The sequence below is a fragment of the Flavobacterium sp. W21_SRS_FM6 genome (genome assembly GCF_052119645.1).
GTDB lineage: Bacteria > Pseudomonadota > Gammaproteobacteria > Enterobacterales > Alteromonadaceae > Paraglaciecola.
The window spans coordinates 95,608-117,035 of record NZ_JBGQOM010000007.1 but is presented as its reverse complement, the minus strand read 5'-3'; the positions used below and the strand labels follow the sequence as shown (position 1 = coordinate 117,035).

Annotated in this window: 18 protein-coding genes; 15 read left to right on the top strand and 3 right to left on the bottom strand. The window is 43.3% G+C overall.

Going from position 1 to position 21,428, the window contains the following annotated elements:
- Positions 1 to 4 precede the first annotated feature (4 nt).
- From ACEN2L_RS13100 to ACEN2L_RS13040, 13 genes are all read left to right on the top strand, one after another.
- Positions 5 to 961, top strand: coding sequence for a calcium/sodium antiporter (locus ACEN2L_RS13100; RefSeq protein WP_441744298.1), 957 nt, complete (start codon positions 5 to 7; stop codon positions 959 to 961).
- Between the two features lie 6 nt (positions 962 to 967).
- Positions 968 to 1,945, top strand: coding sequence for a KpsF/GutQ family sugar-phosphate isomerase (locus ACEN2L_RS13095; protein WP_441744297.1), 978 nt, complete (start codon positions 968 to 970; stop codon positions 1,943 to 1,945).
- Entirely contained in the window at positions 1,945 to 2,499 is a 555-nt protein-coding gene (kdsC, locus tag ACEN2L_RS13090) for a 3-deoxy-manno-octulosonate-8-phosphatase KdsC (RefSeq protein WP_441744295.1), read from the top strand. Before ACEN2L_RS13095 ends, kdsC begins: the two co-directional genes overlap by 1 nt.
- The gene (gene lptC, locus ACEN2L_RS13085; protein ID WP_306021845.1) at positions 2,496 to 3,062 is read left to right on the top strand and encodes an LPS export ABC transporter periplasmic protein LptC; all 567 of its coding nucleotides are present in this window, start codon (positions 2,496 to 2,498) and stop codon (positions 3,060 to 3,062) included. The genes kdsC and lptC overlap by 4 nt, the downstream gene beginning before the upstream one ends.
- Positions 3,025 to 3,576, top strand: coding sequence for a lipopolysaccharide transport periplasmic protein LptA (gene lptA / locus ACEN2L_RS13080; protein WP_306021846.1), 552 nt, complete (start codon positions 3,025 to 3,027; stop codon positions 3,574 to 3,576). Before lptC ends, lptA begins: the two co-directional genes overlap by 38 nt.
- The gene (gene lptB, locus ACEN2L_RS13075; protein WP_306021847.1) at positions 3,576 to 4,301 is read left to right on the top strand and encodes an LPS export ABC transporter ATP-binding protein; all 726 of its coding nucleotides are present in this window, start codon (positions 3,576 to 3,578) and stop codon (positions 4,299 to 4,301) included. Before lptA ends, lptB begins: the two co-directional genes overlap by 1 nt.
- Positions 4,302 to 4,370: 69 nt before the next feature.
- The gene (locus ACEN2L_RS13070) at positions 4,371 to 5,852 is read left to right on the top strand and encodes an RNA polymerase factor sigma-54 (RefSeq protein WP_441744292.1); all 1,482 of its coding nucleotides are present in this window, start codon (positions 4,371 to 4,373) and stop codon (positions 5,850 to 5,852) included.
- 25 nt (positions 5,853 to 5,877) lie between these two features.
- Positions 5,878 to 6,165 carry a ribosome hibernation promoting factor gene (gene hpf, locus ACEN2L_RS13065; RefSeq protein ID WP_306021849.1) on the top strand — a complete coding sequence of 96 codons (288 nt, stop codon included), beginning with the start codon at positions 5,878 to 5,880 and terminating at the stop codon, positions 6,163 to 6,165.
- Positions 6,166 to 6,180: 15 nt separating this feature from the next.
- On the top strand, positions 6,181 to 6,624 hold the full coding sequence (ptsN, locus tag ACEN2L_RS13060) for a PTS IIA-like nitrogen regulatory protein PtsN (RefSeq protein WP_306021850.1): 444 nt from the start codon (positions 6,181 to 6,183) through the stop codon (positions 6,622 to 6,624).
- 1 nt (position 6,625) lies between these two features.
- A complete protein-coding gene (rapZ, locus tag ACEN2L_RS13055) occupies positions 6,626 to 7,471 on the top strand; it encodes an RNase adapter RapZ (RefSeq protein ID WP_306021851.1) in 846 nt (281 codons plus the stop codon).
- A 42-nt stretch (positions 7,472 to 7,513) separates the two neighbouring features.
- A complete protein-coding gene (locus ACEN2L_RS13050; protein ID WP_306021852.1) occupies positions 7,514 to 7,789 on the top strand; it encodes an HPr family phosphocarrier protein in 276 nt (91 codons plus the stop codon).
- A gap of 163 nt (positions 7,790 to 7,952) precedes the next feature.
- Positions 7,953 to 9,308: a magnesium transporter gene (gene mgtE / locus ACEN2L_RS13045; RefSeq protein WP_306021853.1), complete on the top strand. Its 1,356-nt coding sequence runs from the start codon at positions 7,953 to 7,955 to the stop codon at positions 9,306 to 9,308.
- The gene (locus ACEN2L_RS13040) at positions 9,308 to 10,177 is read left to right on the top strand and encodes a DMT family transporter (protein WP_441744289.1); all 870 of its coding nucleotides are present in this window, start codon (positions 9,308 to 9,310) and stop codon (positions 10,175 to 10,177) included. The genes mgtE and ACEN2L_RS13040 overlap by 1 nt, the downstream gene beginning before the upstream one ends.
- A gap of 34 nt (positions 10,178 to 10,211) precedes the next feature.
- Here the strand turns inward: ACEN2L_RS13040 and galK are convergent, their stop codons facing one another.
- From galK to arcB, 3 genes are all read right to left on the bottom strand, one after another.
- Entirely contained in the window at positions 10,212 to 11,375 is a 1,164-nt protein-coding gene (gene galK, locus ACEN2L_RS13035; protein ID WP_306021855.1) for a galactokinase, read from the bottom strand.
- Positions 11,376 to 11,380: 5 nt separating this feature from the next.
- Positions 11,381 to 12,430 carry a UDP-glucose--hexose-1-phosphate uridylyltransferase gene (locus ACEN2L_RS13030; protein WP_441744287.1) on the bottom strand — a complete coding sequence of 350 codons (1,050 nt, stop codon included), beginning with the start codon at positions 12,428 to 12,430 and terminating at the stop codon, positions 11,381 to 11,383.
- 121 nt (positions 12,431 to 12,551) lie between these two features.
- Positions 12,552 to 14,897, bottom strand: coding sequence for an aerobic respiration two-component sensor histidine kinase ArcB (arcB, locus tag ACEN2L_RS13025; protein ID WP_306021857.1), 2,346 nt, complete (start codon positions 14,895 to 14,897; stop codon positions 12,552 to 12,554).
- Positions 14,898 to 15,481: 584 nt separating this feature from the next.
- Between arcB and gltB the strand changes: the two genes are divergently transcribed.
- A complete protein-coding gene (gltB, locus tag ACEN2L_RS13020) occupies positions 15,482 to 19,948 on the top strand; it encodes a glutamate synthase large subunit (RefSeq protein WP_306021858.1) in 4,467 nt (1,488 codons plus the stop codon).
- 18 nt (positions 19,949 to 19,966) lie between these two features.
- Positions 19,967 to 21,382, top strand: coding sequence for an FAD-dependent oxidoreductase (locus tag ACEN2L_RS13015; RefSeq protein WP_441744285.1), 1,416 nt, complete (start codon positions 19,967 to 19,969; stop codon positions 21,380 to 21,382).
- Positions 21,383 to 21,428: the final 46 nt, after the last annotated feature.

Sequence of the window (21,428 nt, the reverse complement as noted above, 5' to 3'; positions counted from 1 at the left end):
GTTCGTGTTTTTTGAAGTTTTCCTCTTTCTCGTTTGGTTAGCTGTACTCAGTTTTGCTGCAGATCGATTTGTTTATGGTGCAGCCGCCATGGCCAAAAACTTTGGAATATCGCCTATGGTGATCGGTTTAACTATTGTTGCCATGGGCTCGTCTGCACCCGAGATAGTCGTATCTGCAACGGCCTCTTTAAATGGCAATATTAATACCGCAATCGGCAATGCTATTGGCTCTAACATTACCAATATCGCTTTAGTGTTAGGCTTAACCGCTTTGTTAAAGCCTTTACTCATTTCTTCTTCTACGTTAAAACGCGAAATGCCAGTACTGCTGTTTTTTTCGCTACTGGCCACTTACATGCTGTCAGATTTATTTTTAAGCCGCACCGAAGGGTTGATTTTAATCGTGTTTTTCTTTGCCGTAATCGGCGCACTTGTTTGGATGTCGTTTAACTTAGAGAGCAACGACCCCCTTATTGCTGAAACGGAAAGTGAAATTCCAACTAACGTCCCCACTTCTAAGGCCATATTTTGGTTAATCATGGGGTTAATATTATTGCCATTAAGCGCAAATTTTATGGTTGACTCCGCCGTAGTTATTGCTAAAGCCTTTGGCCTTAGCGATCTTGTTATTGGGTTAACTATTATAGCCATTGGCACCAGCTTACCAGAACTTGCTGCCAGTATTGCCGGCGTACTTAAAAACGAAGACGACATGGCCTTAGGCAATATTATCGGCTCAAACATTTTTAATATCTTGGCGGTGATGGCAATGCCAGGATTAATTGCTCCTGGCCTTATCGATGAATTTGCAGCGCATCGTGACGTCTACATTATGCTTGGATTAAACATCTTACTCATTTTAATGAGTTTCAACCTCAGAGGCATACGCCGAATTAATCGAATTGAGGGCTTAGCCTTAATTGCCTGTTTTGCTGCCTATCAATTCGTTCTGTTCGGTTAAAACGACATGCAAAAAACTAATTTGAATTTTAAACAATCAGCCTTAAGGGTTATCAACATTGAGCAACAAGCCATTGCTGATCTTAGTCAATATATTGATGAAAACTTTGTGGCTGCCTGTGAACGTATTTTAGCGTGTAAAGGCAAAGTCGTGGTGTGTGGCATGGGTAAATCTGGCCATATTGGCCATAAGATATCAGCCACCTTAGCCAGCACTGGCACACCCGCTTTTTTTATGCACCCCGCTGAGGCAAATCATGGTGATTTGGGCATGTTAACTGAACAAGATATCTTGTTAGCGATATCAAATTCGGGCGAAACAGCAGAGCTATTAGCCCTACTACCGGTAGTAAAACGCTTAGGCGTGCCTATTATTGCGATGTCTAACAGCACCACGAATACCCTCGCAAGCTACGCTGAAGTTAATCTTTGCATCAAGGTGCAACAAGAAGCATGCTCTTTAGGTTTAGCGCCAACATCAAGTACCACTGCAACGCTGGTCATGGGTGATGCTTTAGCGGTAGCATTGTTAAATGCGCGAGGCTTTACCAGTGATGATTTTGCCTTGTCTCATCCGGGTGGCTCCTTGGGTAGAAAATTATTACTTACGCTAAACGAAATTATGCTGACCAATGAGCGTTTGCCTTTGGTTACCCCTGAGCAATCCCTCAGCCAAGTCTTACTCGAAATATCCCGCAAGGGACTGGGTATGGCAGGCATCATTGATAAAGACAGTAAACTAATGGGTATTTTTACTGATGGGGATTTACGTCGTGTTTTGGACGCTCGAATTGACGTGCACAGTGTTGCCATAAAAGATGTGATGACGGTAAATAGTGTTACCGCTCCAGCAGCGATGCTCGCCGCCGAAGTATTAAAAATTATGGAAAAAAGAAAAATTAATTCTTTGTTTGTAGTTAACGAACTCGGACAGCCCATTGGCGCAATTAACATGCAAATATTATTACAGGCTGGAATTATCTAATGGCAATGATTGATACTATTTATGGCCCACAGTCAGCAAATACGCTGAAATTGTTTTCTCGCGTAAAACTTTTAGCTTGTGATGTGGATGGTATTTTTTCCGATGGCCGTATTTATATGGGGCAACAGGGAGAAGAACTAAAAGCCTTTCACACCAGAGACGGGTATGGCGTAAAAGCCTTGCAAAGTATTGGAGTCCATTTAGCGGTTATCACCGGACGGCGTTCCAATATTGTAGAGCAACGCATGACCTCACTTGGCGTGCACCATATTATTCAGGGCTGCGAAGACAAACAAACGGCCTTAGCCGAATTACAAAAACAATTGGGTATTTCAATCAAAAGTACCGCCTCAATGGGTGACGATATTCCAGATTTAGGCATGTTTGAAGTAAGTGATATGTGTTTTAGTGTGACTGACGGGCACCCAAGTGTTAAACAAAAAGCCCATTACATTACGCAAAATAGAGGTGGCTTCGGCGCGGTGAGGGAAATTTGCGATTTAATCCTACTGGCAAAAGGCAAGTTAAGTGGCAACTATGGTGCTAGCATATGAACAGAGTAACGCTCTGTATCAGTTTACTTTTTCTATTGGCCTTGGGCTTAAGTTTACCCGGTTGGTTAGACGAAGACGTAGTACTCCCTAAATCAGAAACTGAAGAAGCATGGGTGCCCAACTATCAGGCAACAACCATGTTAAGCACTGTATACAACAAAGAGGGAGAAATAACCCATCAAGTGTACGCTGAAAAAATGGAGCATTTTGACTTATTGGGTTTTACTCTTTTTAAGCGTCCTCAATACACTTTATTTTCCCAGTCAGGCACCCCTTGGAAAATTAGCGCAAATGAGGGCACACTGTATGATGATCAACGTTTACAGTTTGAAACCGATGTCGAAATTTCAGGGCGAGACAAAGATAATTTGATGCAAAGAGTCAATTCGCAGTTTGTTGAGGTAAATTTGAGTGACAAAACCATGCACTCGGATCAATATGTCAACATAAGCGGCCCAAATTATGTAATTAACAGCAACGGTTTCAAGGCTAATCTTGAAACCCAACAATATGAGTTATTTGATCATGTTAAAACCGTATTCCAACCTTCTACTGGGCATTAGTCTCAGCCTCGCGGTTGCTTATTCACCGCAGAGTTATGCGGGTAAAGATGATTTTTCTAAGACGATCGAAATCGCCTCGCAACAGTCTTTTTTAGATAGAATTGCCAAGAAGTCGATTTACAAGGGTAATGTGCTTATCACCCAAGGTACTCTAGTCCTTAAAGCCGATGAAATGGAAATCGATGCAGGGGCAGGCCAAGATAAAGAAGTATTTATCGCCACCGGCTCGCCTGCAGAATACTCGCAAATGCAAGAAAATGGCAAGCTGGTCCGTGCCACTGCCAATAAAATTGAATACCATCGCCAAACTCGCACTCTCTCGTTAGAAGGCAATGCAGAGGTCGAACAAAATAGTAGCAGCGTAAAAGGCAATTCCATTGTGTTCAACATGGAACTCGAACAAATTATGGCCCAAGGTCAGGATCAAAATAGTGGTCGTGTTATTACGATTTTGCAGCCTGAATCAAAAAATACTAAAAATCAAACCAGCCCTGAACAGGATCAACAACCCTAATGGCCATTTTAAAAGCGAGCCATTTGGCAAAATCTTATAAATCTAGGCAAGTTGTGCGTGATGTCAGCTTAGAAGTCTCATCAGGGCAAATAGTGGGGTTACTTGGCCCAAATGGCGCGGGTAAAACCACCACCTTTTACATGATTGTTGGTTTAGTGCCACTGGATAAGGGCGAGATTTTTATCGATCAACAAGCTTTGACGCTTGAACCCATGCATGTCAGAGCGAGGCAAGGCATCGGTTACTTGCCTCAAGAGGCATCGATTTTTCGTAAGCTAACGGTTTATCAAAATTTAATGGCCATACTGCAAACGCGAAAAGAACTCTCTACTGAACAAAGGGAAATGCAAGCTGACGCTTTATTAGATGAATTTAATATTAATCATATTCGCAACAGCTTAGGCATGAGCTTATCTGGCGGTGAACGTCGACGTGTTGAAATAGCTAGAGCATTAGCCGCAGAACCTAAATTTATATTATTAGATGAGCCTTTTGCTGGCGTTGACCCTATCTCTGTTAACGATATCAAGAAGATTATTCAACATTTACGTGATCGCGGCATTGGGGTTTTGATAACTGACCACAATGTAAGGGAGACGCTCGATGTGTGTGAAAAAGCCTATATTGTAAGCCATGGCGAATTAATTGCGGCTGGCACATCTCAAGAAGTTTTAAGTGATCAACGTGTAAGAGATGTATACCTAGGTGAGCAATTCAGGCTATAGTAAAGCTCTGGCTCAACATGATATTTCGCACGGTTAAACTAACCACAACGGACTAAGCATAAGAAGTAAATGAAACCCTCTTTACAGTTAAAATTTAGCCAACAACTCACAATGACGCCTCAATTGCAGCAAGCGATTAGGTTATTGCAGCTTTCTACCTTGGATTTACAACAAGAGATTCAAGAAGCCTTAGATTCAAACCCATTATTAGAAATCGCCGACCCCTTTGAAAACCCAACGGGTGATAGTGCCTTAGAAACCAATTTTAGTTCTGATGGTTCAAACGATAAAATTGAAGTGGATGCGGCCACCGTTGAAACAGGCGATGCACTGCAAAATAATGATATTCCGCAGGACTTACCTTTAGACAGCACTTGGGATGAATACATAAGTGCGTCATCAGCACCTTCTATGTCCTCTAGTAGTTTTAGTGTTGAAGATGACCAAGTGTTTCAGGGTGAGACAACCGACAATATCCAAGAGCACTTATTGTGGCAAATGCGCCTGACTCACTTCAGTGATACGGATATGTCTATCGCAACGGCCATCATCGACTCTATCGATGAATCAGGTTATTTAACCATTAGTGCTGAAGAAGTGCTTGCCAGTTTGAACGATGAAGAGATCGAGATAGACGAAGTTGAATGTGTACTCAAGCGCATTCAAATGTTTGATCCAATTGGTTCTGGCTCGCGCAGCCCGCAAGAATGTTTGCTGATTCAATTAAACCAATTCGCAGCAGAAACCCCTTGGTTAGCCGAAGCCAAAATGCTGATCACCGATTATTGTGACCTTATTGGCAGCAAGGATTATCGGACTTTAATGCGCAAAACCCGCTTAAAGGAAGATGAATTACGCGAAGCGATGCGACTTTTACAAACGCTAAATCCTCGCCCAGGTAGTGCTTTAATCGTAGGGGAGCCTGAATATGTGATCCCTGATGTGTCAGTAAGCAAGAAAAACGGCCGTTGGATGGTTGAACTCAATCCCGATAGCTTACCTAAACTCAATGTCAATCAGCAGTACGCTGCCATGAGCAAAAGCATCAAAAGTAGCACCGACAGCCAGTTTATTCGTTCACATTTACAAGAAGCCAAGTGGTTTATAAAAAGCGTCGAAAGTCGCAATGAGACCTTACTTAAAGTATCCAATTGTATCGTTCAACAGCAAATTGGTTTTTTTGAGCATGGTCCTGAAATGATGAAGCCCATGGTTTTAAATGATGTTGCAGAAATGGTGGATATGCACGAATCCACGATATCTCGTGTGACAACACAAAAATACATGCATACACCTAGAGGTATATTTGAGCTGAAATACTTCTTTTCGAGTCATGTTGCGACTGATGCAGGTGGAGAATGTTCTTCTACTGCAATTAGAGCATTGATTAAAAAGTTAGTCGCGGCAGAGAAACCTAGTAAACCTTTAAGTGATAGTAAGATTGCTCAATTGTTGGCTGACCAAGGCATAGTCGTGGCCCGGCGGACAATAGCAAAATATAGGGAGTCGTTGTTGATCCCTCCGTCTAACCAACGTAAGAGCCTGTTATAGGCAATTTAGAAAAGGAAGAGGCGATATGCAAATTAACTTAACCGGTCATCATTTAGAAATTACAGATTCACTTCGCGATTATGTTGATTCAAAATTTACCAAACTTGAACGACATTACGATCATATTAACAACGTTCATGTCATTTTAAATGTAGAGAAACTCAATCAAAAAGCTGAAGCCACTTTACACCTCAGCGGAGCAGAAGTTTTTGCTAATGCTGAACATTTAGACATGTACGCCGCCATTGATGCTTTAATCGATAAACTTGATAGACAAGTGATTAAGCACAAGGAAAAAGCCAAACGCCATTAAGTGACTCTGTAAATAATGGAAATTAAAGACGTTCTTCACCCTGACTGCACATTATGTGCAGTGCAGGGTACCAGTAAAAAACGCATTCTCGAGTTAATCAGCAATGTGGCCACCAAGCACATTGTTGACATTGATCAAGCCACTATTTTAGCCAGTTTGATGAACCGTGAGAAAATGGGTAGCACCGGTATCGGTAATGGTATAGCACTGCCTCATGGTCGTTTGAAAGACCTTAAAAAGGTCGTCGCGGTTGTTATTACTAATGACAAACCCATTGAATATGATGCGATAGATAAACAACCCGTAGACATATTTTTCGCGATTTTAGTTCCTGAAGAACAAGCCTGCGAACACCTCGGCACCTTGTCTGCTATTGCCGCTAAGCTAACCGACAAAGATACCCTAAAACGCATGCGCGACGCGCAAACTGACGAAGAATTGTTCAAGGTAATGAACTGACATGAAGTTAATCATCATTAGTGGCCGCTCTGGCTCAGGCAAGTCAATTGTATTAAGAGCCCTGGAAGATCTTGGTTACTATTGTGTTGACAACATCCCAGTTAATTTATTGCCAACTCTCACCCATACGGTAGTCGATGAATATGATCAAGTCGCGGTCAGCATTGATGTGCGCAACCTGCCTAAAGATCCAAATGAATTAGTTGAAATACTCGATTATTTACCTTCAACTTGGCATATGACTATTTTGTACTTGGATGCCAGTGATGACATCTTAGTTAAGCGCTTCAGCGAGACGCGCCGCCTGCACCCTCTATCGCGGCAAAATAAGTCCTTGGCTGAAGCGATTCATGCAGAGTCAGTATTACTTGCACCTATTGCAGAACGAGCTGATTTATATCTCGATACTGACCAACTATCCGTCCACCAGCTCGCTGAATTAGTACGCGAACGGATATTGGGTAAAAAAAGCTCAAGATTAGTTTTAGTTTTTGAGTCCTTTGGTTTTAAATATGGCATTCCCAAGGATGCTGATTACGTATTTGACGCCCGTTTTTTACCTAACCCACATTGGGAGCCTGATTTAAAACATTTAACGGGATTAGACAATCCAGTGCAGATATTTCTTGGCTCTCAGCCTATTGTGACTAAGTTTATTTGGCAAATCCAAAACTTAATATCCACATGGTTGCCCCATTTAGAACGTAATAATCGCAGTTACGTTACAGTGGCTATTGGCTGTACGGGTGGCCAACACCGTTCTGTTTATGTTGCTGAAGCCTTGGCAAAAACGTTTGGCGATTCTCATCCTGACGTGCAAATTAGGCACAGAACATTAAATCAATAATACGTTTATTCTTTCTAACACGAGTTACTTTGCGAGCCGACTATGCCAAAAATTGAGAAAAACATTGTCATTGTTAACAAGCTTGGATTGCATGCAAGAGCCGCCACTCAGTTAGTGCAGTTGGCAAACAAGTTTTCCGCGTCTGTAACCCTGCAGCTTGGTGAGAAACAAGCTTGTGCGAATAGCGTATTAGGTCTGATGATGTTGGAAGGAAACCAAGGAAAAGAATTAACCGTTACCAGTGAAGGCGACGATGCCGCAGAAGCCATGGACGCCGTTGAAGCCCTGATCGCTGGTCGTTTTAACGAACAAGAATAGTTTTACCATTCAATAACAAGCACTTACTTTTGCCAACAATTGTTGCTCAGCATACTAAAATTTGTACTGACCGTATCTGGTTAATTCTTTAAACTATGTACAATATTCATCACAAACCTGTATTTAAATAGTACACCCATTAAAGGACTGACTGCCTCATTCTATGCCTGATAAATTCGAAGCAAAAACTACAAACTCGCAATTACAAGCCATAAATTCTGCCTTGGACAGTGGTGACTTTGTAAAAGTGCAAGCTATGTTGCGTAGCGTTGCACCCTGTGATGTTGCTTTGCTTTTAGAGTCCAGCCATAACCGTATACGAACTGAAATATGGCAATTAATCGAACCCGATTTATACAGTGATGTATTAGAAGAACTCTCTGAAGATGTACGTAATGGCATAATTCGTCACATGCTGCCCGATAAGCTGGCAGATGCTCTAGAAGAAATGGATACCGATGACTTAGTTGAAACCCTCAGTAGTTTACCTGAAGCGGTATCACAAGACCTATTGGCATCCATGGACGAGCAAGACCGTTTGCGTGCGCAGCAAGGTCTGTCATACGGTGAAGAAACTGCCGGTTTCATCATGAACACCGACACCATTACCATGCGTCCTGAAATCACCGTAGAGGTATTTTTACGTTACCTGCGTCTTAAAGGTCAGATCCCTGAAAACACTGACACTTTATACGTAGTGGACCGTGAAGATAAATTAATCGGTGGTGTATCATTAACAAGCCTAGTGACCGCGGCGTCTGATACCAAAGTACATACACTCATCAAAAGCTCCGAAGCGATCCCTGTCAATATGCCAGACGATGAAGTGGCAAGTTTGTTTGAGCGCTATGACTGGCTTTCTGCCCCAGTTGTGGATGAAAATAATCATCTAGTAGGCCGCATCACTATCGATGATGTGGTGGATATCATTCGTGAAGACGCTGAGCACTCAATGATGAGTATGGCAGGTTTAGACGATGAAGAGGATACCTTTGCCCCCGTTATTAAAAGCACCCAAAGACGCACTATATGGTTAGGCGTAAACTTATTTACGGCTTTAATGGCGGCCGCTGTTAGTGATCTATTTGAAGCGGCCTTAAGTCAACTGGCAGTGTTAGCTATTTTAAATACTATTGTACCCAGTATGGGCGGGGTCGCAGGTAATCAAACTCTGACATTGGTTATTCGAGGCATGGCACTGGGCCATGTGAGAGCCGCAAATGCCAGGTGGTTAATCAGCAAAGAACTCGCCATTGGTTTTTTAAACGGCATTATATGGTCGGTGTTAATCGCCTCAGTCATTGCGCTATGGAAGCAAGACTTAATGCTTGGTGCTGTTATTGCCTTCGCGATGTTAATTAATATGGTGGCGGCTGGTCTTGCCGGTGCGACACTACCGATGATCATGAAAAAATTACGCATTGACCCTGCCTTAGCAGGCAGTGTTATTCTCACCACGATCACCGATGTAGTCGGTATTTTTGCCTTTTTAGGTACAGCCAGCTGGTTATTAATATAGTGCCATTTTCAACAGGGCGGCTCTTTGGATTTACTTTCATTGCCCTACTCGCTTTTGCGGCTAACTCCATTTTATGTCGCTTAGCGCTTAGAGTAGAAGAAGTCGCTCCTTTAGATTTTTCCCTTATTCGTATTTTATCCGCTTCGTTAATTTTATGGCTGCTACTAATAAGCAAAGGTGCCCATAGGCCTAAACTAATTTTGCAACACGGAAGTCATAAAGGGGCGCTTTACTTACTGGTGTATATTCTAGGTTTTTCATATGCCTATATCGGGTTAAATACCGCAACAGGTGCCTTAATTTTATTTGCGGCCGTGCAATTTACTATGCTTGCCGCCTCTTTGATGAGTGGCAAACGACTATCGATTATTGAAAGTAGTGGCATTTTGATCTCGTTTTTTGGTTTGTGTTATTTCGTGTCCCCCGAATTAGATAAGCCCAGTGGCTTAAATCTGTTGTTCATGCTCATTGCAGGCATCGCTTGGGGTTTATACAGTTTGGTTGGGAGTCAGTCTTCATCGCCATTATTGGACACAAGTAGCAACTTTATACGTCTATTTCCATTTGCCGTTGCTGGACTTATGGCAGTTCTGGTATGGAGTAACGGTCCTCTCACTGGACTCGGGATTTTTTATAGTGTTGCATCAGGCGCACTTGCCTCCGGCCTTGGTTATGCGTTGTGGTATTTGGTTTTGCCTAAACTGGCCAAAAGTGTTGCGGCCGTGAGTCAACTTTCGGTGCCCGTATGGGCTGCTATTGGCGGAGTATTATTTGTGAATGAAGCCATTACCTGGCATTTGGCAATTTCAGCAGGCTTTATCTTAGGGGGTATCACCTTAGTACTGCTTTCGCAAATGAAACCTCAATAGTCGATGACAAAAGTTTGTCATCGACGTCTTCGAATTAAATCTCACCGGCACCATTACTGGCTTTGCAAATATAAATGTCTTCTTTAATACCCGTTTTAGCTTGATATTTTTCTGCCACGAGTTGCTTTGCACCATCAACAAGTTCGTGCGGCATAAGGGCAACGATACAGCCACCGAAACCTCCACCGGTCATTCTCACGCCGCCTTTATCTCCTAGATAGTCTGATAATATTTCAACAATATAGTCGATAGGCGCAACCGTAATTTCAAAATCGTCACGCATTGATGCATGAGACTCTGCCATAAGCCCAGACAACACCTTAAGGTCATTATTGCGTAAGGCTTCGGCAGCTAAAAGTGTTCGCTCACTATCTGAAACGACATGATGTGCCCGTTGGTACACTGCGGCGGGTAACTTCCCTTTTTGTTGTTGTAAGTCATGTAGGCTGATGTCGCGTAAGGCCTTTATTCCTAAAATCTGAGCGGCTTCTTCACACTGCTCACGACGGGTATTGTACTCGCTATCAACCAAACCACGTTTTACGTTTGAATTAATGATCATGACCGACAACGACTCTGGCATCGAAATTAATTGCGTATCAAGTGAACGGCAATCTAGCAGTAAGGCATGATGCTCAGCGCCACACGCGCTCACCATTTGATCCATGATGCCGCAGTTACACCCAACAAATTGGTTTTCCGCCTCCTGGCCATTTAACGCCACGTCAGCGTTACTCATCGCTAGTTGATAGAGCTGCCGGAAGGTTTCGCCAATCACCACTTCTAGAGAAGCAGATGAACTGAGGCCGGCTCCTTGGGGCACATTACCCGTGATGGCTAAATCAGCTCCCCCGATTACCAAGCCGCGTAGTTGCAAATGTTTAACCACGCCACGCACATAATTACTCCACATTTGTGAAGAGTGAGAGGTGATCTCACTATCAAGACTAAATTCATCTTGCTGGTTTTCATAATCCAGCGCCACAACTCGAACGGTGTTATCAGTGCGAGGTGTGACCGCAACCAAGGTCTGATAATCGATGGCACAAGGTAAAACAAAGCCATCATTGTAATCAGTATGTTCGCCAATTAGATTAACGCGGCCTGGGGCTTGAAAGTGACGACTTGGCGCATAACCAAAGCAGTCAGTAAACACCGCATCAAGCGCTCTTATTCTTGTTTGTAAATTGCTTATCATGATGCTTAGTTTCCTGCCTGTTCGTTGTAATGGGTTTTACTCACTTGTTGTAATTTTCCAGCCGCTTGCTCGGGAGTTAAATCCCGTTGTGGCTCAGCCATCATTTCATAACCCACCATAAACTTACGCACAGTCGCCGAGCGCAACAGCGGCGGATAAAAATGCGCATGTAACTGCCAATGATCTGTTTCAGTGAGGGTATTAGGTGCCCAATGCCATCCCATTGAGTAAGGAAAAGAGCATTGGAACAAATTATCATAACGACTGGTTAATTCTTTGATGGCGAGGGCCAAATCGGCGCGCTGTTCACTGGTCACATCCACTAAGCGAGCACACTTAAACTTGGGCATGAGCAAGGTTTCAAATGGCCACGCTGCCCAATAAGGCACAACCGCAATCCAATGTTCGGTTTCTACCACTGTCCGGCTGCCATCGGTAGATTCTTTCTGAGCGTAATCCAGTAATAATGAAGTGTGATGTTTATCAAAATAGGCTTTTTGATTCAATTCGGCCTTAGCTACTTCATTTGGAATAAAATCATTGGCCCAAATTTGTCCATGAGGATGGGGATTTGAACAGCCCATCGCGGCACCTTTATTTTCAAATACCTGAACCCATGCATAGTCTTTTGATAATTCAGCCACTTGCTCTTGCCAAGTGTGAATAAGTCCTTCGATCGCTCTGACTGGTAGCTCTGGTAAAGTTAAGTTGTGAGCAGGAGAGAAACAAATAACGCGACTGGTTCCCCGTGCGGCCTGCAAGGTAAACAAATCATCGTTAGTTTGTTCAGCCTTTGGCGTGTCTTGCATCAGGGCAGCAAAGTCGTTTGTAAAAACAAAGGTGCCGGTATAGTTAGGATTGACTTCACCATTGATACGCGTATTTCCTGCACATAAAAAACATTCAGGATCATGAGCCTGACTTTGCGAGACTTGCGGTTTTTCAACCTGCCCCTGCCAAGGACGCTTTGCTCGGTGAGGAGATACCAGCACCCAATCCCCAGTAAGGGGATTACGGCGGCGGTGAGAATGGTCAATTGGATCAAATTTAGACATAAGCACAACTTTAATTTTAGATGTTAGGACGCTATAAATAATATTATAGTATTTATATACAAAGTCTAAAATCAAAATAGTAACTTGTCATTATTTTATTTTTTAATGAACAGGCTAGATCTTAGTCATCTATTGCTTGCTGACTAAGCCAATTGACTAATTTTTGTAGATCTTGATTGGCAGCTTGATTCAGCTCTTCAGCCCAATCATGCACATTTTGCCACCAAGCCGGATGGTCACCTTGTTGAATTTGATTGGCAATTTTCTGTACGCGAGCCAAGCCCACTGAACCCGCTGCACCCTTTATTTTGTGCGCTTGTGAGCACACCTCATCTTTTTCATTCGCACTTAAGCTCAGTTGCAAGATTTCTAAGTATTCAGGCATGTTCTCTTGGAATACTTTAACGCTGGTTTTAACCATTTCGTGGCCGATGGTATCCACCAACATTTGCAGCAAATCCAAATCTAGGATGGCCTCTAACTTATCACCTTTGACTTCATCTACAGGCTGTGCCACTTTCACAGGCTCATCGGTGAAGAGGTTATTAAATACTTCGATAATACGACTCTTCTTGACTGGTTTGGCGATAACATCGTCCATGCCATTATCTAAATATTCTTGACGGGTTTTAATGACGTTAGCAGTTAGTGCAACGATACTGGTTTGCTCAACCAAACTTTCATCGTGTAAGACACTCGCCACTTCAAAACCATTCATATCAGGTAATTGAATGTCTAACAAAATCAAGTCATATTGTTTATTACGGGCCATATCAATGGCTTCTTTGCCCGTCATAGCGACGTCGACAAACTGATCGAGCTTTTCGAGTAATGCTTTAGCCACCATCACGTTAAGTTCAATATCTTCAACCAACAGAATTTGCAAACCGCGGACTTTAAGCTCTTCTACCTGAATCGGACGTCGGCTGATAGCCAATGGAAGTTTTACAGTAAAACAGGTACCTTCGCCCACCACACTGCTAACCGATATTTCGCCATTCATTAACGACACCATCTGCTGACAAATAGCCAAGCCAATCCCCGTACCGGTGGCACTTTGATGTTCTGGCAAGTTGACCTGATAGTACATAGCAAATATTTTAGAAAGCTCATCTTGCGGAATACCCACTCCGGTATCGCACACTTTGAAGGAAACCATGCTGGTATTGCTATCAATGGTTTGCGCCTCCACATGCAAAGACACCTTACCTTTTTGCGTAAACTTGACCGCGTTGAACAATAGATTCCAGAGAATTTGACGTAAACGTGTGCCGTCTGCCTCAACTAAAGCGGGCAAAGGTTCGGTAAGTTTGGCTTCGAACTGCAAGCCTTTGTCATCTGTTAGCAGCTCGATAATACTACCAAGCTCGCTGGTGAAGTCTTTTAACGAGATAGTTTTTAAAGACAACTCTAAACGATCGCGGTCGAGTCTGTCTAAATCAATAATATCGTTAAAAATATTACCCAAAGTAATGCCGCTGGCGTAAATAGTGCTGACCCAAGCAAATTGCTCGCTGTCTAATTTGGTGTCACGTAGCATACGACTTAAACCTACAATACCATTAAGCGGTGTACGCAACTCATGACTGATGGTGGCTATAAAGGCGGTTTTATCTTTACTGGCTTTGGCTACCGCGTTTTCTGCTTGTTTACGCTCGGTAATGTCTCGTCCAAAGGCCAACAAACCCAGACGTTTGTTGTCTGCGCCAAAAAAAGGGACCTTGCGCATTTCAAAATTACGGCGTTTGCCATCAGCAAATCGTAGCCACAACTCTTCTGTTGTACTGATATTTTTTTCTAATACTTCGTGATCACTGGCAACCACTTGGCGCGCTAATTCTTCTTCAAATACTTGGTGAGGCGTTAAACCTATCAATTCTTGTTCAGTCATGCCGGTCATCTGCTCAGCAACGCGGTTACAGCCAGCAAATTGTCCTTCCTCATTACGGTAGTAAATCAAATCTGGAGAGGCGTCGATGATTGAGCGCAATAAAGTAGACAAACGAGAGGCTTGTTGCTCTTTTTCAGATTTATCTTTAATTTCTCGTTCAAGCACAGTAAAGACACTCTCACGTTCAAGCTGGGCATTTTTACGTTGTTCTATTTCGTGATTTAGTTGCTTAATATTATTTTGCAACGTTTGATTAAGTAAGACGTCTTCGGCCCGCAAACGCTCTAACTGCGCAACCACATCTTTGAGGTGCTCTCGGGATTGTTCTAGCTGCTTAACTAGCTCACTGAAAAAGAACAACACCCATGGCGCACTTAACATCGTGAGAAAAATAGCGCTGATAAAATCGTTTATATCTACTCTGTCATTAATCGCTAGCCGCAATAAATACGAGCCCAACAAGGTAAACACAAGGGTAAAAAAAACAAATAAAATACTGGCTTTCATTGCACCGAAACGATGAATTTTTTGCGCTAATTTGATGGCCCAAGGTTCGGGGGACTGATTTACAGGCATGAATGGCTCTCTATCAAGCGGATGAGGTTAACGTTGCTGGCTGACATGCTAGCAAGTTTATCTGTTGGGTCAACTAAGCAATGCCATGAAATGCAGGATATCTCCTGAATAAAATGTGTAAATCACAAGGGTTAGCTCACATTTAAGATTTTATGCAAATTAATTGCATTATTATTCTACCTAAGCTTTGCGGTTTTTAATGAAAGCGCCGCATATTTAACGAATATTTTACAAATGACGCGCTAATTTCAAATTTATTTATACCTTATAACCAAGACACCAAAAAAACTTATTTCATTGTTTTTTATAAGGTTATTTCAGTATGTCGCTTGTACAAAAATAAATTTATGGTGAATGGTTCACTTGGCAATTGATTTATAAAACGAGACTCGGTATTTTGTAAGGCCTGCTTAATATAAATATTCGATACTCGACTGGTATCTCCAATAATAATTACGAACGAAAAACAGGCATTTGGGTTGGCTTTTTTAAGACATCCCACGTATTAACGTGCATCAAATGCCACCTGAATAGCAGTTAACAAAATAAGTAACATCCAGTCGGTAGTTGAAGGAGTTAAGGTAATGAGTTTATATCATCCCAATGATTCAAAAGATAACTGTGGATTTGGTCTTATCGCCCATACAACGGGTGAAGCAAGTCACAAAATAGTGAGTACGGCTATTCAAGCACTCGACCGCATGCAACATCGCGGTGGTATTGCTGCGGATGGAAAAACCGGCGACGGCTGTGGCTTATTAATGCAAAAGCCGAATAGTTTTTTCCAAGACATTGCCTCTGAGAATGGTTGGAAGTTAAGCAAAAAATATGCAGTCGGGATGATATTTTTATCTCAAGATGTCAAGTTAGCAGATTCTGCTCGTTTGGTATTAACCGAAGAACTTGAACGTGAAACCATGAGCATAGTAGGTTGGCGCGTCGTCCCTACTGATCATTCCGTGTTGGGCGATTTAGCGGCCACTGGTGTGCCACAAATTGAACAGATTTTCGTTAACGCACCGTCAGGCTGGCGTAAACGTGATGTAGAGCGCCGTCTTTACATGGCTCGCCGCCGGGCAGAAAAACGATTAAGCACCGATCCTGATTTTTACGTTGCTTGCTTATCAGGTTTAGTGTCGATCTATAAAGGTTTGGTTATGCCTCGTGATCTGCCTAAATTTTACTTAGATTTAGCCGACGAACGTTTGCAATCAGCCATTTGCGTATTCCACCAACGTTTCTCCACCAATACCCTACCACGCTGGCCCTTGGCTCAGCCTTTCCGCTTTTTAGCGCACAATGGTGAAATTAATACGATTCGTGGTAACCGTGATTGGTCGCGTGCGCGTTCGAACAAGTTTGTCACGCCCCTTTTGCCTGACTTACAAGATGCAGCGCCCTTCGTTAATTTAGAAGGCTCTGATTCGTCGTCATTAGACAACATGCTTGAGCTATTCTTAGCGGGCGGTATGGATATCTTCCGTGCCATGCGTTTGCTTGTGCCACCCGCATATCAAAACAACAAGACCATGGACGATGATTTACGTGCCTTCTATGAGTTTAACTCGATGCACATGGAACCTTGGGATGGCCCTGCGGGCATCGTTTTAACTAACGGTCGTCACGTAGCGTGCAACTTAGATCGCAATGGCTTGCGCCCTGCTCGTTATGTATTAACGAAAGACGGTTTGATTACCCTCGCGTCTGAAGTAGGCATTTGGGACTATGAACCACAAGACGTCATAGAGAAAGGGCGTGTCGGACCAGGCGAAATGTTAGCGGTAGACACCTACACCGGTAAAATTTGGCGCTCGAATGAAATTGACGATGAATTAAAAGAACGTCACCCTTATCGTGAGTGGATAAATAAACACATCAAGCGTTTAGCGCCCATTGAGCAGTGCGACGCCAGCAGTATCGGCAAACGTGCCTTTTCTGACGATATGATGGCCACCTACCATAAGTTGTTTAATTACTCTTATGAAGAAATGCAGCAAATCATTAAAGTTCTCGCCAAAGATGGACAAGAAGCCGTTGGCTCAATGGGTGATGATACCCCCATGGCGGTGCTATCTTCTAAGCAACGAGTGATTTATGACTATTTCCGTCAGCAATTTGCTCAGGTAACTAACCCACCTATTGACTCGCTTCGTGAAAATCACGTTATGTCATTGGCCACTTGTATAGGCCGCGAGCAAAACGTCTTTAGCGAAACCTCAGGCTATGCGCAGCGCGTCTTGTTTGATTCGCCTATTCTGGTATATACCGATTTAAAACAACTGCGTGAGTTTGATTCTGAGTATTATTACTCTGAAAAAGTGGACCTAAACTACTTGCCAGAAGAAGGGTTGAAAAAAGCCATTGAGCGGATTTGTAATGAAGTGGAATACTTAGTTAAAACTAAGCGCGCCACCTTCGTTATCCTGTCTGATCGCGAAGTAAAGGCCAACAAGATCCCTATCCCAGCGGCAATGGCAGTCGGCGCGGTGCAAAAACGTTTAATCGACAAAGCCCTACGTTGTGATGCCAACATAGTAGTAGAAACTGCCTCTGCTCGTGATCCGCACCATTTTGCGGTGCTAATCGGCCTAGGTGCGACCGCTATTTATCCCTTCTTAGCTTATGAAACTATTGAACAAATGGTTGAAAAAGGAGAGATAGAAACAGATGCAATGCAGGCAACCTTAAATTACCGCAAGGGAATTAATAAAGGCTTGTACAAAATCATGTCTAAAATGGGCATCAGTACAGTTGCAAGCTACAGAAGCTCGAAATTGTTTGAAGCAGTTGGTATTAACAAAGATGTGGTTAAGCTTTGTTTTGCTGGCATTCCAAGTCGTATTCAAGGTGCTGGTTTTGATGACTTTGAACAAGACCAAATTAATTTGCAACGTATCGCATGGCTGAAGCGTAAAACGATTTCTCATGGTGGACTACTTAAGTACGTACACGGTGGTGAGTACCACGCTTACAACCCTGATGTCGTCACTACACTACAAAAAGCTGTAGTCAGTGGAAAATACGAAGACTACAAAGCGTTTTCAAGTCTAGTGAACGATCGTGCACCCGCTCACTTCCGTGACTTATTAGGCTTAAATCCAGAAAATGCGCCAATCGATATTAGCTTGGTTGAACCTGCAGAAAACCTGTTTCCAAGGTTTGATACTGCGGCGATGTCAATCGGTGCCTTAAGCCCTGAAGCCCATGAGGCCTTAGCGGTTGCTATGAACCGCTTGGGTGGACGCTCTAACTCAGGTGAAGGCGGTGAAGATCCCGCTCGCTTCAATACTGAGAAAAACTCTAAGATTAAACAAGTCGCCTCAGGGCGTTTTGGTGTAACACCCCATTATTTGGTTAATGCTGAAGTGATTCAGATCAAAGTGGCCCAAGGTGCTAAACCCGGTGAAGGCGGTCAGTTACCCGGTGATAAAGTGACTAACTATATCGCTGAGCTGCGTTTTTCTGTACCTGGTGTAACCTTGATATCGCCACCGCCGCATCACGACATTTATTCAATTGAAGATTTAGCTCAACTTATTTTCGATTTGAAACAGGTGAATCCTAAAGCATTGATCTCAGTGAAATTAGTATCAGAGCCTGGCGTGGGTACCATTGCCACTGGTGTTGCGAAAGCCTACGCTGATTTGATTACCATTTCTGGTTACGACGGTGGTACTGGCGCAAGCCCTCTGACCTCTGTGAAATACGCCGGTAGTCCATTTGAGTTAGGTCTAGCAGAAACACAACAAGCTTTAGTTGAAAACGGCTTACGCCATAAGGTCAGAGTGCAAACTGACGGTGGTCTTAAAACCGGTTTAGATGTGGTTAAAGCTGCTATTTTAGGTGCTGAAAGTTTTGGTTTTGGTACTGGCCCCATGGTTGCCTTAGGATGTAAATACTTACGTATTTGCCACTTGAACAATTGTGCAACAGGCGTTGCAACTCAAGACGAAAAACTGCGTGAAAACTACTTCATCGGCCTACCAGAGATGGTCATGAACTACTTCAAGTTTGTTGCGCAAGAAGTGCGTGAAATTCTTGCCAGTATGGGCGTTGAAAAACTCGATGATATTATTGGTCGCACTGAATTGCTTAAAACCTTAAACGGTTTAACGGCAAAACAGAATAAATTGGATTTAAGCCCTTTGTTAGCCAAATTCAAAGCGGGCTCTCATACCAGTTTGTTTTGTTCAGAAACCACCAATGCGCCATTGGATAAAGGTGACTTAAACCAACAAATATTAGCAGATGCAAAAGAAGCGATTACCTCAGGTAAAGGGGCACATTTACGTTATACCATTCGTAACACTGACCGGTCAGTCGGAGCGACCTTGTCTGGTGAAATCGCCAAGGTTCATGGTAACCATGCCATGCATGACGCTCCCATTCAAATCCACTTAACGGGTACCGCTGGGCAAAGTTTTGGCGTGTGGAATGCCGGTGGGTTAGAAATGCGTTTAGTGGGTGATGCCAACGATTATGTTGGTAAAGGTATGACGGGTGGTCAGTTAGTCATCCACCCACCACGCAATATCACCTTTGACCCCCACGTCAGTGCCATTATGGGGAATACCTGTTTATATGGTGCTACGGGCGGTAAATTATTTGCCGCAGGTCGCGCAGGTGAACGTTTTGCCGTACGTAACTCTGGCGCCATTGCTGTCGTTGAAGGAACGGGTGATAACGCATGTGAATACATGACCGGTGGTATCGTGGCCATACTTGGTTCAACTGGTGTTAACTTTGGCGCAGGTATGACAGGGGGTTTTGCTTACATTCTTGATGAGCTTAACGACTTAGATAATCGCGTTAACAAAGAGTTAGTTGAAATCCTAGAAATCGGCGACAAGGTTATTTTGTCAGAACATTTACGCGGTTTAATTAATCAACATTACGAGTTAACTGGCAGTGAGCATGCATTAAATCTACTCACCCACTTTGCCGAAGAATTACCACGCTTTAGGCTGGTAAAACCCAAAACAAGTGATGTTAAGAATTTGCTGGGCCACATCAGTCGCTCAACCGCTGAGTTGCGTTTGCAAGCTCAATAAGCAGTAGGATTAAATTAAATGGCTAAGAATGTTTATCAATTTGTAGATGTGGAGCGTATCGATCCGCCTAAAAAGCCGATCATGGTTCGTAAAGAAGAGTTTGCCGAAATCTATCAGCCCTTGACCCAAAGTCAAACTGAAGGGCAGGCCGATCGATGTTTAGATTGTGGTAACCCCTATTGTGAATGGAAATGCCCTGTGCATAACTTTATTCCTCAGTGGTTAGCCCTTGCCAATGAAGGCAAGATATTAGAGGCGGCCGAGTTATCACACAAAACAAATAGTTTGCCAGAAGTCTGCGGCCGCGTGTGTCCGCAAGACCGATTGTGTGAAGGTGCATGTACCCTAAATGACGATTTTGGTGCGGTGACAATCGGTAGTATTGAGAAATACATCACGGATACCGCCTTTAAAATGGGCTGGCGCCCAGATATGTCGGGTGTGGTAAAAACCAATAAGAAAGTTGCCATAGTAGGTGCCGGTCCCGCAGGCTTAGCGTGTGCTGACATACTCGTCCGTAACGGTGTAAAACCTGTGGTTTATGACAAGTATCCTGAGATAGGCGGTTTACTGACCTTTGGTATTCCTGCATTTAAATTAGAAAAAGATGTCATCAAGTTGCGTAAACAAATCTTCACTGAGATGGGCGTTGAATTTGTGCTAAATACTGAAATAGGCAAAGATATTCCGTTTCAGAAGTTGCTTGATCAGTACGATGCCGTATTTTTAGGTATGGGCACCTATAAACCCATGTTAGGCGGTTTTGAACATGAAAAGGCACCCGGCGTTCACGAAGCGTTACCCTTTTTGATTGCCAACATTAATCGACATATGGGCCTTGAAAAAAATCCTTCTGAATTTATCGATATGCAAGGTAAAAAGGTGGTGGTGCTTGGCGGTGGTGATACCACCATGGACTGTGTCAGAACCTCAATTCGTCAAGGCGCAACAAGCGTAACCTGTGCCTATCGTCGTGATGAAGAAAGCATGCCAGGTTCGCGTAAAGAAGTCGTTAATGCCAAAGAAGAGGGCGTTGAATTTAAATTTAACCTACAACCTCTTGATATAGCTGTTGATGAAAACGGTAAAGCCACAGGTGTGCGGTTGGTTAAAACGGAAATGGGTGCACCCGATGCTCAAGGTCGCCGTAGTCCTGTTATTGTCGAAGGCTCTGAGCATATACTTGAAGCAGATGCAGTGATTATTGCTTTTGGTTTCCAACCGAGTCCTGCTGGCTGGTTTGGTGAATTTGGTATCATGCTGGACGAAAAAGGCCGCGTAAGAGCACCCGCAAAAGGCAAATTTGCTTTTCAGACCTCTAATCCTAAGATCTTCTCAGGTGGTGATATGGTCAGAGGCTCTGACTTAGTGGTAACGGCGATTTTTGAAGGTCGTGAAGCTGCTGAGGGTATACTGGATTATATCGGCGTATAAGACGTTTCAAAGGGTTTTAGACAAAATTAAAGGGAGCTACTCGCTC

Excerpts from the sequence above, each read along its gene's own strand:
- ACEN2L_RS13095 (WP_441744297.1), top strand. The coding sequence starts at position 968 with ATGCAAAAAACTAATTTGAATTTTAAACAATCAGCCTTAAGGGTTATC.
- kdsC (WP_441744295.1), top strand. The coding sequence starts at position 1,945 with ATGGCAATGATTGATACTATTTATGGCCCACAGTCAGCAAATACGCTG.
- lptC (WP_306021845.1), top strand. The coding sequence starts at position 2,496 with ATGAACAGAGTAACGCTCTGTATCAGTTTACTTTTTCTATTGGCCTTG.
- lptA (WP_306021846.1), top strand. The coding sequence starts at position 3,025 with ATGTTAAAACCGTATTCCAACCTTCTACTGGGCATTAGTCTCAGCCTC.
- lptB (WP_306021847.1), top strand. The coding sequence starts at position 3,576 with ATGGCCATTTTAAAAGCGAGCCATTTGGCAAAATCTTATAAATCTAGG.
- ACEN2L_RS13070 (WP_441744292.1), top strand. The coding sequence starts at position 4,371 with ATGAAACCCTCTTTACAGTTAAAATTTAGCCAACAACTCACAATGACG.
- hpf (WP_306021849.1), top strand. The coding sequence starts at position 5,878 with ATGCAAATTAACTTAACCGGTCATCATTTAGAAATTACAGATTCACTT.
- ptsN (WP_306021850.1), top strand. The coding sequence starts at position 6,181 with ATGGAAATTAAAGACGTTCTTCACCCTGACTGCACATTATGTGCAGTG.
- rapZ (WP_306021851.1), top strand. The coding sequence starts at position 6,626 with ATGAAGTTAATCATCATTAGTGGCCGCTCTGGCTCAGGCAAGTCAATT.
- ACEN2L_RS13050 (WP_306021852.1), top strand. The coding sequence starts at position 7,514 with ATGCCAAAAATTGAGAAAAACATTGTCATTGTTAACAAGCTTGGATTG.
- mgtE (WP_306021853.1), top strand. The coding sequence starts at position 7,953 with ATGCCTGATAAATTCGAAGCAAAAACTACAAACTCGCAATTACAAGCC.
- galK (WP_306021855.1), bottom strand. The coding sequence starts at position 11,375 with ATGATAAGCAATTTACAAACAAGAATAAGAGCGCTTGATGCGGTGTTT.
- ACEN2L_RS13030 (WP_441744287.1), bottom strand. The coding sequence starts at position 12,430 with ATGTCTAAATTTGATCCAATTGACCATTCTCACCGCCGCCGTAATCCC.
- arcB (WP_306021857.1), bottom strand. The coding sequence starts at position 14,897 with ATGCCTGTAAATCAGTCCCCCGAACCTTGGGCCATCAAATTAGCGCAA.
- gltB (WP_306021858.1), top strand. The coding sequence starts at position 15,482 with ATGAGTTTATATCATCCCAATGATTCAAAAGATAACTGTGGATTTGGT.
- ACEN2L_RS13015 (WP_441744285.1), top strand. The coding sequence starts at position 19,967 with ATGGCTAAGAATGTTTATCAATTTGTAGATGTGGAGCGTATCGATCCG.